Source organism: Solibacillus kalamii (assembly GCF_002174535.1).
Taxonomy (GTDB): Bacteria; Bacillota; Bacilli; order Bacillales_A; family Planococcaceae; genus Solibacillus; species Solibacillus silvestris.
The window spans coordinates 361,489-374,561 of record NZ_NHNT01000002.1; the positions used below are offsets into that span (position 1 = coordinate 361,489).

A 13,073-nucleotide genomic window follows, 5' to 3' on the forward strand; every position below is an offset into this window, starting at 1 on the left:
TAGTAAATGGTAGAAACAAGAGATCCATCTCAAATTCGAGTAGTTATTGGAATGAGTGGAGGCGTTGATTCATCAGTAGCCGCTTATTTATTAAAACAGCAAGGCTATGATGTAATCGGTATTTTCATGAAAAACTGGGATGATACAGATGAATTCGGTGTATGTACAGCGACAGAAGATTATGATGATGTCATCGCAGTATGCAACCAAATCGGCATTCCGTATTATGCAGTTAACTTTGAAAAACAGTATTGGGATAAAGTGTTTACGTACTTCCTGGAAGAATATAAAGCAGGCCGTACACCGAATCCTGATGTGATGTGCAACAAAGAAATTAAATTCAAAGCCTTCCTGGAGCATGCACTGGCACTTGGCGCGGACTATTTAGCGACAGGCCACTATGCACGTGTAGCGCATGACGAGAATGGTGTGAAAATGCTTCGCGGCATTGATAATAATAAAGACCAAACGTATTTCCTGAATCAGTTAACTTCAGAACAGCTTGAAAAGGTCATGTTCCCAATTGGTCATTTACCGAAGCCTGAAGTCCGTAAAATTGCGGAAGAAGCAGGTTTGGCAACAGCGAAGAAAAAAGATTCAACTGGGATCTGTTTCATCGGTGAACGTAATTTCAAAGAATTTTTAAGCCAGTATCTACCTGCACAGCCGGGCAATATGGAAACATTTGATGGTGAGGTAAAAGGTACGCACGACGGCTTAATGTACTATACATTAGGGCAACGTCACGGCCTAGGGATTGGCGGAGACGGCGAACCTTGGTTTGTTGTCGGTAAAGATCTAACACGTAACGTATTATATGTTGGCCAAGGTTTCCATCACGATGCATTGTATTCGGATGCATTGACGGCGGTAAAAATGAGCTTTACAGGTGAAGCGAAAACGGGCACATTTAATTGCACGGCTAAATTCCGCTATCGTCAGGAAGACTCGCCGGTAACCGTGACTATGCGTGAAGACGGTACAGCATATATTGAATTTGCGGGACCGGTTCGAGCGATTACACCGGGACAAGCGGTTGTATTATATGATGGTGAAGAATGCCTAGGTGGCGGTACAATCGATGGCGTATTTAAAAATAGTGAAAAATTAACATATGTAGGGTAATAGACGATAGACGTTCATTAAAAATGAGCGTCTATACATATTTATAGAGGTGACATAATGGATACAAACTATAATGAAATCGGGATTAAAGCATTCCAGGAAAAGCGTTATGAAGAAGCTGCACAAGCTTTTACACAGGCAATTGAAGCTCAGCCGAACGATGCGATCGGCTATGTGAACTTCGGTACATTGCTTGCGGCAATGGGGGATATTGAACGTGCTGAACGTTTTTTCCAAAAGGCGATTACAGTAGACGAAAAAGCTGCTACAGCGTATTACGGATTGGCAAATTTATACTACGAAGCTGAGCGCTATACAGAAGCAGCAAAACTATATCAAAAATCGATCGATTACGGAATCGAAGGGGCAGATGCCTATTATATGCTGGCTAAATCTTTTGAGCGGGAACAGCAATTCAAGTTGGCCCTGCCATTTATGCAGCGTGCGGCAGAGCTTGCGCCGAAAGATCTGCAAATTTGTTTAGCATACGGCATTTTGCTCTGTTCTTTGGAAATGTTCGATTTTGCGAAGCCGGAGCTGGAATTCGTTATTGAAGAAGACTGGAATAATGCAGATGCGCATTATAATTTAGGTGTATTATACGCGGTAGCTTCAACAGATACCGATAAAGCAAAGTATCATTTGAAACAGGCTTATACATTGCAGCCTGAATTTGAACAAGCTAAGTATTTATATGATATGATTTGCCAACGTTCGAACTAAATTTAACATTTTCTCCCGAAAAGATGAAAAGTGATGTGCTGGAAAAGAAGTTTCCAGCACATCACTTTTTTAATAAAATGATAACGAAATGAAATACTTCGCAACTATAAGTTTATGATATGATGGATGAAACTGACAGTTATTTGAGGTGGGATATTTTACATGGACGCTAAAATAGATGTAGCAGATTGCATGTTTTTAATTTCTGATGAAAAAATGTGCCAATTTCAACAATTGATAGATGACCTTGACTTGTTCACGTTAATACTACCTTTCAGTGAGGATTCATACCAGCGTTCTATCATAATATTTGATATTTGGTATTTACTGAATACAGAAGAGGCTGACCGCATTGCTCATCCAGAAAACATTATGATTTATCCAATGCGGAATTATTTACTAGATAGAATTAAAACCTTTCAGATAAAACGTTATATTCAGCTTGCGTTATATGAGAACGACAAACTGGCATTTATTTGTGCCATTTATATTTATATGAAGCTGGATCAGTTTATTTTAGAGAAATTGGAGAAAAATGAAGAAGTAGCGATAAGCTTTTTAGCCCTTAGAGAATTCAAAGATAAAAGTTTGCGGCCTTACTATGATTCGAAATATATAGAAGTTGAAAATTACCCGAAACAACTGGCGTTATTGCAAAGTACGGTAGTAAAAGAATTGCAGGAAATTATGGATGAACATGAACAGCAACTCAAACTTATATTTGAACAAGCAATTGATGAGGCAAGTGAAATTTATGAAGCTGTATTTGGATTGATAAATGATTGGGGTGGGCGAGTATCATGAAAATTTTAAACCAAATCGAACATTTACGTAATTCATTTATAGAGCTGAAATTTATGGAAGTGATTCAGTTTAGCACAATTACATTGCCGATTACACTCGAAGAAAAGAGATATGATGAGGCTCTTCTTTGTTATGAATATTTGGCCTCAGCGTATTTTGAAATAGGCAGCTATCGAAACTTTCACGCGGTCATGGATGATTATGAAAAGCTTTGCTTAACATATGGAAACAATGAGAATAAGATGATCTACTACTACTTATACAGTCTCGAACATATCTTTACAAAACATCATGATGAATCAATTGAAGCAGCAAAAAAATCGCTTGAATATGCCCACTTTTTACAGAACGATGAACTTGTCGTTATCAACTATTTCAATCTGGCGGCACAGTACCGTTATATAAATGACGTGAATAAAGCAACGATCGCCATTCGATTGGCGGAATTTTATAAACAAAAACTAACTTCAATCAATGCGACGATCGTACGAGGTTATTTTGGGGCACTCTATTATTATGCATCAGCAAATAATAACTTGGAATTTAATCGGATAAAGCATGGCATTTTACAACAGCTCAGAGGTAAACATCCTTACTATGAAGGAAGTCTGCTTTTTGCGGAAGCGATTTTAAACTATAATTCTGGCGAAAGACAAGAAAGTCTGAAATTATTTGAGCAGGCTTTTTTACATTTGGAAAAACAGCGTAACTTTGTATTATTGTCGGTAGTTGAAAGGTATCTGGAGCGTTTTGGCCTTATGAAACATTTCCGATATAGGGAGGAAATGCAGCAGCTGATTGAAACGAACAAAAGAGAGCCGGAAAATATACGCAAAATACGGAATATACATGATGATTTATTTTTTGAAGAAGAAACGACCGCGCTTAAAATCAAATATCCTCATGTTGTTTCAAAAGAGAGTACGATTCAATATGTAAAACAGGCACTTACAAATAATGAGGCGCTTTACTGTATTCGCTGGAGCTTTATAACGGACAAAATTGAAGAGTTGTTCGGCAGTTTATTCACAGAGCAGTTGTTATTTACATTATTTGAATCAATTTATTCGAATATTTTTGAACATAATGCAAAAGTGAATGTATTAACAAAAAATACAGGGGAAGCCTTTATCCAAAATATTTCCGAAGCGGACTTTTTTAAATTGTTGATGAAACTGGAGGAGAAACTTCAAATGAGTGTCGTTCATTCGACATCAGGAGTCGAAGAAATTCCGATTCATTTTGGATTTATCCATTCAGATCAACTTCCACAGGAAGAATTATCGTATGAACAATTAGCCGCCTTTGCCGATGCGAGTCTGTACTATGCAAAATCACATGGGCAACTTTATATTTACAGTTAATTTAAAATAGTTTGTAAAAATCAGGCTGAAACGATACAATAGCAAGTATAGTAAAAGCGATGATGAAAAAAGAGTAGTAAAGCAGCGTTTTATAGAGAGCTGACGGTTGGTGGAAGTCGGTAAACGTACTTTATGAATGGACTTTCTAGCTGCACAGAGGAAATGCTGTGCCGTAGCGCTCACGTTACGAGTTTTGAGTGGACTAATTAATTTAGTCAATAAAGGTGGCACCACGGCTCTTTCGTCCTTTAAATACGAAAGGGCCTTTTTGTGTTCACAAAAAAGAAAAGCTGAGGAGAGATGAGTATGGCAGTAAAGACAGATAAGTATGTAATGAAGCAGGTAAATGGCGATACGTACACGCCTATTTCGATTTTTGAATCGATTGTTGGAACGAAAAAAGTATTATTCGAATCCAATGCAAAATTTAAGCAAAACGGCCGCTATTCCTTCATCGCCTTCAATCCCGTTGGTGAACTGAAAGGGAATGCGGAATCCGGTTCTTATTCTATCCATAATCAGGAGCTGACTGCAGAGCAGAAACCAGTATTAACTTTGTTGAGGGAGCTATTGCCAATTCAAAAAAAAGATGCTCCATTCGCCTTTTTTGGCGGGGCAATTGGTTATTTTGGTTATGAAACAGCATATCATTTTGAACAAATCGGGGAAATTGTAGGCGATGTATACAATATGCCGGATGTTCATGTTTATTTTTATGAAACATTCATCGTCATCGATCATCTGTTACAGCAAGTATCCATTGTAGCAATGGATCTGTTTCAGGTGGGGCATTCGATGGATTTCATGCAACAAAAAGTGGATGATATCGAACGAATGATGATTTCATCTGTATCATATAAGCACACAGCAGAAATCGATGTACAATTCGCACCGACAATTAAAAAAGAACGCTTTATTGAAATGGTTGAAACTGCAAAGCAGCATATACGTAATGGCGACATTTTCCAAGTTGTTTTGTCACAAACGTTTGAAGCTGATTACCGTGAAAATGCATTGACGCTTTACCGCAAACTACGGGCGTCAAATGCCTCGCCGTATATGTTCTTTATGGAATTCGGGGATTATACGGTTCTTGGCACATCACCGGAAAGTCTCGTGAAAGTACAAAAAGGCCTTGTCACAACAAATCCAATTGCCGGTACAAAGCCACGTGGACAAAATGCACAGGAAGATGAAGCAATCGCAAATGCCTTGCTGCAAGACGAAAAGGAAATAGCCGAGCATAAAATGCTTGTTGATTTAGGACGAAATGATGTTGGCCGGGTTGCGCAGGTTGGAACAGTAGCTGTTACAAAATATATGGAAATAGAAAAATATAAATATGTGATGCATATCGTTTCTGAAGTAACAGGTAAATTACGGGACGATGCCCACTTAGTCGATGTAATTGCATCAAGCCTGCCTGCAGGTACTGTATCAGGTGCGCCGAAAATTCGTGCGATGCAAATTATTAATGAGCTGGAAAAGAGAAAGCGCGGGATTTATGCGGGTGCTATTGGATATTTATCGACTTCGGGGGATATGGATCTAGCCCTTGCAATCCGTACAATGATAATAAAAGATGAGAAAGCTTATGTTCAGGCAGGTGCAGGGATTGTTTATGATTCTGTCCCTGAATTGGAATTTGAAGAAACGTTAAATAAAGCAAAAGCATTGCTGGAGGTGCGCAAATGATTTTGCTAATCGATAATTACGATTCATTTACGTATAATCTGTATCACCAAATTGCACAGTTTGGAGAAGACGTAAAAATTATTCGAAATGATGCCATCACGGTTGAGGAAATCCGCGTATTGCAGCCGAAAGCGATTGTTATTTCTCCAGGACCCGGGGAACCGAAAGACGCAGGGATTGTCATTGAAATGATCCGCGATCTTTACAAAGAGATTCCGATATTGGGAATCTGCTTAGGCCATCAATCGATTGGCGAAGCGTTCGGTGCAACGGTGAGCCGTGCCAAAAATATTATGCATGGGAAAACGAGCTTGCTACAGTTCGAAAAAACGGGTTTGTTTGCACAATTTGAACGAAAAGTTGAAGTGATGCGATATCATTCGCTAATCATTGAAAAACAAACATTGCACGAAGATTTCCGCATTGTCGCTACAAGCGCAGATGATGGGGAAATAATGGCCATTCAACATAATGAATATCCGGTATATGGACTGCAATTCCACCCCGAGTCAATCGGAACAGAACTTGGTAAGGACATGATTAGTATGTTCTTAAAGAAGGTAGAGGTATTAGCATGATTCCAAAAGATAAACATGATATTGCAGCAGTGGAGAAACTAGGGACAATGGAAGTAGAATCGGTCATTCCATTATTGCCTCAGCTGCTTGAATGGGTGCAAGATATGAACTGGCCGGTAGCCGAGCCAATGGTAGAACTGCTGCTTCATTATCCCAATGAACTAACACCACTTGTTGAAGAGGTGCTGCTTGGAGACGATGATATGTGGATTTACTGGTGTCTTGTGGCGATTGTACCGAAGCTGCCATTTTATTCGAAGCTCGTTTTGGCAAACGCTGTGGAACAAATTGCCGCAATGGAAAATACACCTTTTACTGAAGATAATATTGAAGCCGCAAAAGAAGCTTTATTAAGTTTTCAACCATAAAAGATTCGCCTAATCGTTCATTGGTTAGGCGATTTTTTAGTGAATTCACATAGAAATGCGTCCAAACTTTAATTATTTCCGTCTATAAGGGTGAAAGGAGGGCGGCTAGTGGAAATTGAGAAGCTAATTGATACATACAGTGACTATTTGTACCGCATTGCTTTTATCTATACAAAGGATCGTTTAGCAGCTGAAGAAGTTGTTCAAGACGTTTTTGTAAACTATTATCATAAATCCGATCAGTTTGGACAGAAAGCATCGATTAAAACATATTTAGTGAAAATGACGATTAACCGCAGCTATGATTATATGCGAAGCTGGAAAAATAAGAAATTGTTTATTACTCAGTTTTTTCAACAATATGAAAAAGGTGCGGAACAAATCTATGTCGAGAAGGAATTACAGGGTGAAATAACTGCTGCTGTTCTTTCATTACCGGTAAAAGATCGGGAAGTATTATTACTCTATTATTATGAGGAGATGACTGTTTTTGAAATTGCCGAATTATTAGAGTTGGCGGTATCGACTGTCAAATCACGACTGCAGCGGGCAAGAGCGAAGTTAAAGCCGAAATTAAGCATAGGGGTGATGGATGATGATTAAGGAGAAGTGGCAGCAAGAATTAACTAGACTGCATTTAACGGAACAACAGAAGATAAATTTAATGCAAACGATCGATCATTCCAAACGCCCGAAACGACAAAAGAACTGGACGATTGTGATTGCTCCAATTTTTGTATTTACGGCATTGTTTTTCTTATATTTGATGACGAATGATCCGTTCGTTTCACCTCTTAATCAAGCATCAGATCCTGTAACGGAAAGTTATGAAACTGAACATTCAGCTGAAGTTATAAGAAGAGGCAAACATGTGGCCATCATTAGTTTACTGCTAATTCTCAACGGTGTTCTTGCCACAATTGTTTTCTTTACAATGAAGCGATGGCAAAAACCGAAAATACGCAAACTTCGTGAAACAGTTTATAGATGGCGCTATTTGCTTATCATTCTCTCACCATTTATCGTCTATGCAATCGGAAGCCTAATTCAGATGTTTGAAGTGGCCATTCAGTGGCTGAAACTTAGTATTTTCATGCTTATAATTATTTTGCAAATCGTACTTTTATTTTATTTTGCCCGCAATACAACAGGAGAGGTATGCTGTCCGCATTGTCGCCATTCGTATTCAAAAAAAGAACAAATAAAAATGGTATGTAAATTAAAGATGGAACTGCGTTGCCCCATGTGTAAAGAAAAATTGTTTTATTCAAGAAAATACCGCCAAATAATCGGGGGATTATCGATGCTTATATCACCAACGATTATTTTCTCTTCTTCTTTTGGTTTACCGACAACTTTAACCATTCTGTGTCTCGTTTTTTATGTACTAACTATGTTTTTGGTAGTTATGCCATTGTATTTGGAACTAACAGAGGAAGAGGAATTCTTATTATAAAAAGAGCAGCCGAATAAAATGTTCGGCTGCTTTCTTCTATTATATATAAGTGACCCTTAAAGTAGTTTTGCAATATCGTTTTCTGCTTTTGTCGGTGAATCTTGTGGTGCATAACGTTTAATGACATTCCCATCACGGTCGACTAAAAACTTCGTGAAATTCCACTTTACCGATTGTCCTAAAAGACCTTTTGCTTCGGAAGATAAATGTTTAAATAATGGATGGGCTTCTGCACCGTTCACTTTTACCATTTCGTGCATCGGGAACGTTACACCGTAATCCAAGCGGCAAAATTCGGCAGCTTCCTCACCGGAAGACAACTCCTGTTTAAACTGGTCGGAAGGGAAGCCGAGTACGACAAATCCTTCTTCCTTATATTTTTCGTATAATTCTTCCAGCTGTGTAAACTGATTTGTAAATCCGCACTTGCTTGCGGTGTTGACAATCATCATTACTTGGCCTTTATATCGATCTAATTCATATTGCTCGCCTTTTTCTGTCTTAACAGGAATATCGTAAATATTCATGCTTTCGTTCCTCCTCGAAACTACTAATATAATGGTTTGTAATTTTATCGTACTTGAAATAAAGCACACATGTAAAATAATCGCTATCATTAAAACACAAAAATAAAATATGACTCTTGTCGAAATATTGACGGCCATCGAACTTATCTATTCAAATATGACATGTGTCACTGTGCCATTATTGTGATTGCGCTTACATTTTTGGTTGGCATAAAAATTTTACATCAGGGAGTTTTACAATGAACAAAAAAATTGCATGGATTACAGATACGGCAGCATTATTACCAGAACGTTTTATTCAAGAACACTCAATTCATGTGCTTGCATTGAACATCGTTTTTGAGGAAGGTGCTCTTCGTGAAACTGTGGACATGACGCACGATGAATTTTACGATAAATTAAGAAATTCACCAAAACATCCGAAAACATCTCAGCCAGCATTCGGCGAACATGTGGCATTGTATGAAAAACTAAAAGATCAAGGTTATGACTGTGCCATTGCCATTCATACTTCAGAACAACTATCAGGCACGGTATTAAGTGCTCCAATGGCTGCCGAACAGGCAGGTTTCAAAAGCTATGTCATTGACGCAAAAATCGGTTCATATCCAATGCAAGTGATGCTGGCTCTCGGGATAGAGCTTGAAAATCAAGGACATGCACCAGAAGTAATCGTTGAGAAAATCAAAGCAATGCGTGGTAAGGCGGAACTTGCTTTTATCCCTGCAAGTTTGGAGCAATTGCATAAAAGTGGACGTGTTTCAGGAATGGCCATGTTCCTTAGTAATTTACTGAATATTAAACTCGTAATTGAATACAATAAAGAAGGCGGCGTTGAGGTAACGAAAAAAGTACGCGCTGATAATCGTGCCAAAAAAGCGGTCATCGAAAAACTAGAGCGTGCCATTTTAAAGTCACCTGTAAAGGAAGTAGCAATTATTCACTGTAATAATGAAGCTGGGGCTATCGAGTGGGAAAAAGAGCTGTTGAAGGTCTTTCCATCAATTCAATTTAATCCAACACCGCTTTCTGCCTGTGTAGGTGTCCATGCAGGTGAAGGAACATTAGGTTTGACATGGATACGAGAATAAAAAAATGCAGGGCCACTTTCTAGGGGCTCTGCATTTTTTCGTATTTAGATTGATAGTAATGAATGAAGCCTGCAAAAGTAAATGTAAGGACGAGTGCCGATCCGATGAAAAGGACAATGCCTGTCCATCCGTAGTGCATCCAAAAAATACCGCCTACTGTCCCCCCGATACTTGACCCCATATAATAGGCAAACAAATATAATGAAGATGCCTGGGCTTTGTCGATTTTGGCTAAAAAACTGACCCAGCCGCTTGCAATGGAGTGGGCGCCAAAAAATCCGAAAGTAAAAATAATGAGTCCGCCTACTTTCAACGGCAAACTTATAGGAAAAGTGAGCATTACGCCAACGAACATAATGACAATTCCGCTATATAGAACATTTTGCCGGCCATATTGATCAGACAAATTTCCAAACCATGTAGAGCTCCACGTACCGACTAAATAAACAACAAATAGCCAACTTACAAATGTCATACTTAAATTATAGGGAGGCTCGACCAGTTTGAAGCCGATATAATTGTACATTGTCACAAAGCTGCCCATTAAAGTAAATCCAATTCCGAACAATAAAACAAGCCTTCTATCTTTTATATGCTGGAATAGTGTTTTAGTCAGCAATCGGAATTGTAATGGGCGTGGAGTAAAGTGTTTCGATTCGGGTAGTGCCCATACGAAGTAGCAGCTGATGATAATGCTTAAAACCCCAAGCACAATCATCCCCATCTGCCAGCTGAACAAATCACTCATCGTACCGATTATTATACGCCCCGATAAACCTCCAATCGCATTTCCACTTATGTAAAGACCCATTGCCACGCCTAAGCTGGAAGGATCCATTTCTTCTCCTAAATAAGCCATCCCAATGGCAGGAACCCCGGCAAACACAAAACCTTGAATAATACGCAATGCGAGAATCGTCTCAAAATTGGGAGCAAATGCTAAAGCGAGTGTTAAAAAGGAAGCCGCAAAAATCGAAGCAGTCATCAATTTTTTTCGCCCCCAAGCTTCCGACAATGAACCGAACAGTAACAGGCTAAATGCCAGAACGGATGTAGCAGCAGATAAGGATAAACTGGCTACTGCAGGGGATACATTGTAATCATTGGAAAACTGCGGCATTAACGGCTGCGTAATATATAGGTTGGCAAAAGTGATAAAACCTGCAGCAAATAACGCGATATTCGTCATTGTAAAAGCTTTTGTTCCTTTTTTTATATAGTCCATATAATCCCTTCAATCATGAATACTTTTGAATAATCGATAGTTTGGAAGAAGAATTGTATTATACGATTTGTAGTTATTCGGTCGGTTGCCCTGTTAACACTTGGGCAATTTCTTCGATTGTCATATCAGAGCGGAGATCAAATGCACCTTTTTGAATAGAACGTGCGAATTCCGGTTTTGATAAATAAAGTTCAAGTTCACGACCATTTGCTACAATGCCTAAGTCTTCTGCCTGCTGGCCAATTGTATAAATTGAAACATTTTCATAAATATAAATTGTCGCTTCAACAACGTCTGAATCAGTTTCTATTTTTGTAGCAGAAGTGTTCTCATCGGTTGCACTATTCATTTGCTTGTCCACTTTTGAAGGATTGGCAGATACCGGATTTTGCTCCTCTAATTGTTTTGAAAGTTCAGCAATTTGTTTTTCATAGTCTTTTACTTGCTTCTCATAAGCGGCGATCTCTTTTTCATTGGAATCAGAAGGGAGCCGGTCAAACAATGCCATGCACGCACCTGCCACAAAAAGACCGATACCAAATGCTCGCAACGATGATTTCATTGTTGACCTCCATTTGCTATAATCGAATGGATTTGAGCATGTGATAATGTGGAACGTTTACTGATCTCCTCGATCGATAGACCTTGACTATTGAGAGCGAGCACTTGGCTAACTAGAATGCCGTTAATAGGCTTCGTGCTTTTTGGCGGATTAACTTTAGGAGCCGTTCCATTGCTTTGAGCCGCTTTTACTTGTGCTGCCACTTGCTGAAAAGATGAAAACGCTGCTTGCTGCTCTGAGTTTTGTTGGACAGAAGAAGGTTTTCTTACTTGAAAATTAGGTTCTACAAGCAGTTCCTCTTCCAATGCTTTTACGCGTCGTTTTAAAGCATTCGTTTCTTGATAAATATTGATCGATAAATCTTCTACATCTTTTTCAACACGAGCTGATTTATCTTTAAATAATAGGGATATAATAATGACAGCAATACCGGCAATCATTAATATTGAAGAAAGTCCCATATGAAATCCTCCATTTCATTTAATCTATTTCTTAGTTTAGACAGGAAACAAGCAATTTTTATAATAGGAAATGCGTTTTCCTACTGCAGATTCCCTTTATTTTAACATAGTAAAACTTATTAAGAAATCATACTAGATTTTTTGAAACAGTGTGTTATAATAGGTAAGTCGTATAAATCATGCTCAAATAAATTTATTCTTAATTTAGAGTGGGAGGGTTAATGATGCGCGTAAACATTACTTTAGCTTGCACAGACTGCGGCGAACGTAACTACATTTCAAAAAAGAACAAGCGTAACAATCCAGAGCGTCTTGAACTTAAAAAATATTGCTCTCGCGAGAAGAAGTACACTCTTCACCGTGAAACAAAGTAATAATCGCTCATTTAGCCAAAACCACTCGTTGGTTTTGGCTTTTTACTTGCTACCCTCTTAAATTTTACTATGATGATTCAACAAATTTGATTTATGATAGTAATGTTTAACTTAAACAGCTTTATTGAAAGTAGGGATTTGTTTGGAGAAAAGAGACTATCGTATAAAAGTGCAGGAAAAATTGTCCAAAATGACCGATCAGGCATATCGTGAACGTTCATTGGAAATTGCTCAGCAATTAGTACAAGAACCATCTATTCAAAAAGCAAATATTATCGCAATTACATTATCAAACCAGCCGGAAGTGGATACGACGTTTATTATTGAGGAATTATGGAAATTAAATAAATATATTGCAGTTCCGAAATGTAATCCTAAAGATCGCTCGATGCAGTTTTACAAAATTAACAGTTTTAATGAAACCGAACGAGCTTATAAAAATATATTAGAACCGATACCTGAACGAACGGAACTGGTCGAAAAAGAACAAATTGATGTAATGATCGTACCGGGGGTTGTATTCGATCGTCATGGGTACCGTATTGGATTTGGCGGGGGCTATTATGACCGTTATTTAGTCGGGTTTAAAGGGATGCGGATATCGTTGGCGTTTGAGGAGCAGCTGTTGAACGAAATACCGAGAGAATCACATGATCTTCCGGTACATATACTACTTACAGACAAAAATCGCATAAATTGCGAATAAATGGTGGGGGAACG

At 38.5% G+C, this 13,073-nt stretch carries 16 protein-coding genes and 1 other annotated feature; of the genes, 12 read left to right on the forward strand and 4 right to left on the reverse strand.

Annotated features, from left to right (window positions below; translation table 11 throughout):
* Positions 1–6 precede the first annotated feature (6 nt).
* From mnmA to CBM15_RS05470, 9 genes are all read left to right on the forward strand, one after another.
* The gene (gene mnmA, locus CBM15_RS05430) at positions 7–1,125 is read left to right on the forward strand and encodes a tRNA 2-thiouridine(34) synthase MnmA (RefSeq protein WP_087616075.1); all 1,119 of its coding nucleotides are present in this window, start codon (positions 7–9) and stop codon (positions 1,123–1,125) included.
* Positions 1,126–1,182: 57 nt separating this feature from the next.
* Complete coding sequence (locus CBM15_RS05435) at positions 1,183–1,848, forward strand: tetratricopeptide repeat protein (RefSeq protein WP_087616077.1); 666 nt, start codon at positions 1,183–1,185, stop codon at positions 1,846–1,848.
* 162 nt (positions 1,849–2,010) lie between these two features.
* Complete coding sequence (locus tag CBM15_RS05440) at positions 2,011–2,652, forward strand: ATPase (RefSeq protein ID WP_087616079.1); 642 nt, start codon at positions 2,011–2,013, stop codon at positions 2,650–2,652.
* Positions 2,649–4,016: a hypothetical protein gene (locus CBM15_RS05445; RefSeq protein WP_087616081.1), complete on the forward strand. Its 1,368-nt coding sequence runs from the start codon at positions 2,649–2,651 to the stop codon at positions 4,014–4,016. The genes CBM15_RS05440 and CBM15_RS05445 overlap by 4 nt, the downstream gene beginning before the upstream one ends.
* Positions 4,017–4,066: 50 nt before the next feature.
* Positions 4,067–4,268, forward strand: a binding site (T-box leader).
* A gap of 54 nt (positions 4,269–4,322) precedes the next feature.
* The gene (trpE, locus tag CBM15_RS05450) at positions 4,323–5,711 is read left to right on the forward strand and encodes an anthranilate synthase component I (RefSeq protein ID WP_087616083.1); all 1,389 of its coding nucleotides are present in this window, start codon (positions 4,323–4,325) and stop codon (positions 5,709–5,711) included.
* On the forward strand, positions 5,708–6,289 hold the full coding sequence (locus CBM15_RS05455) for an anthranilate synthase component II (RefSeq protein ID WP_087616085.1): 582 nt from the start codon (positions 5,708–5,710) through the stop codon (positions 6,287–6,289). Before trpE ends, CBM15_RS05455 begins: the two co-directional genes overlap by 4 nt.
* Complete coding sequence (locus tag CBM15_RS05460) at positions 6,286–6,657, forward strand: DUF5071 domain-containing protein (protein ID WP_087616087.1); 372 nt, start codon at positions 6,286–6,288, stop codon at positions 6,655–6,657. The genes CBM15_RS05455 and CBM15_RS05460 overlap by 4 nt, the downstream gene beginning before the upstream one ends.
* Before the next feature lie 108 nt (positions 6,658–6,765).
* Positions 6,766–7,260, forward strand: a complete 495-nt coding sequence (locus CBM15_RS05465; RefSeq protein ID WP_087616088.1) for an RNA polymerase sigma factor — start codon at positions 6,766–6,768, stop codon at positions 7,258–7,260.
* Positions 7,253–8,113 (forward strand): TIGR04104 family putative zinc finger protein, encoded by an 861-nt coding sequence (locus tag CBM15_RS05470; protein WP_239534686.1) that lies wholly within the window; start codon positions 7,253–7,255, stop codon positions 8,111–8,113. The genes CBM15_RS05465 and CBM15_RS05470 overlap by 8 nt, the downstream gene beginning before the upstream one ends.
* A 56-nt stretch (positions 8,114–8,169) precedes the next feature.
* Here the strand turns inward: CBM15_RS05470 and CBM15_RS05475 are convergent, their stop codons facing one another.
* On the reverse strand, positions 8,170–8,640 hold the full coding sequence (locus CBM15_RS05475) for a glutathione peroxidase (protein WP_087616092.1): 471 nt from the start codon (positions 8,638–8,640) through the stop codon (positions 8,170–8,172).
* Between the two features lie 239 nt (positions 8,641–8,879).
* On the opposite strand from CBM15_RS05475, the gene CBM15_RS05480 reads away from it, so the two are divergent.
* Complete coding sequence (locus tag CBM15_RS05480) at positions 8,880–9,731, forward strand: DegV family protein (protein WP_087616094.1); 852 nt, start codon at positions 8,880–8,882, stop codon at positions 9,729–9,731.
* A gap of 19 nt (positions 9,732–9,750) precedes the next feature.
* On the opposite strand, the gene CBM15_RS05485 is transcribed toward CBM15_RS05480, so the two are convergent.
* The 3 genes from CBM15_RS05485 to CBM15_RS05495 form a co-directional block, all read right to left on the reverse strand.
* A complete protein-coding gene (locus CBM15_RS05485; protein WP_087616096.1) occupies positions 9,751–10,956 on the reverse strand; it encodes an MFS transporter in 1,206 nt (401 codons plus the stop codon).
* A gap of 73 nt (positions 10,957–11,029) precedes the next feature.
* A complete protein-coding gene (locus tag CBM15_RS05490; protein WP_087616097.1) occupies positions 11,030–11,518 on the reverse strand; it encodes a hypothetical protein in 489 nt (162 codons plus the stop codon).
* Positions 11,515–11,979: a hypothetical protein gene (locus tag CBM15_RS05495; RefSeq protein ID WP_087616099.1), complete on the reverse strand. Its 465-nt coding sequence runs from the start codon at positions 11,977–11,979 to the stop codon at positions 11,515–11,517. The genes CBM15_RS05490 and CBM15_RS05495 overlap by 4 nt, the downstream gene beginning before the upstream one ends.
* A 224-nt stretch (positions 11,980–12,203) precedes the next feature.
* On the opposite strand from CBM15_RS05495, the gene rpmG reads away from it, so the two are divergent.
* A complete protein-coding gene (gene rpmG / locus CBM15_RS05500) occupies positions 12,204–12,353 on the forward strand; it encodes a 50S ribosomal protein L33 (RefSeq protein ID WP_008408521.1) in 150 nt (49 codons plus the stop codon).
* Between the two features lie 142 nt (positions 12,354–12,495).
* Positions 12,496–13,059, forward strand: a complete 564-nt coding sequence (locus CBM15_RS05505) for a 5-formyltetrahydrofolate cyclo-ligase (protein ID WP_087616101.1) — start codon at positions 12,496–12,498, stop codon at positions 13,057–13,059.
* Positions 13,060–13,073: the final 14 nt, after the last annotated feature.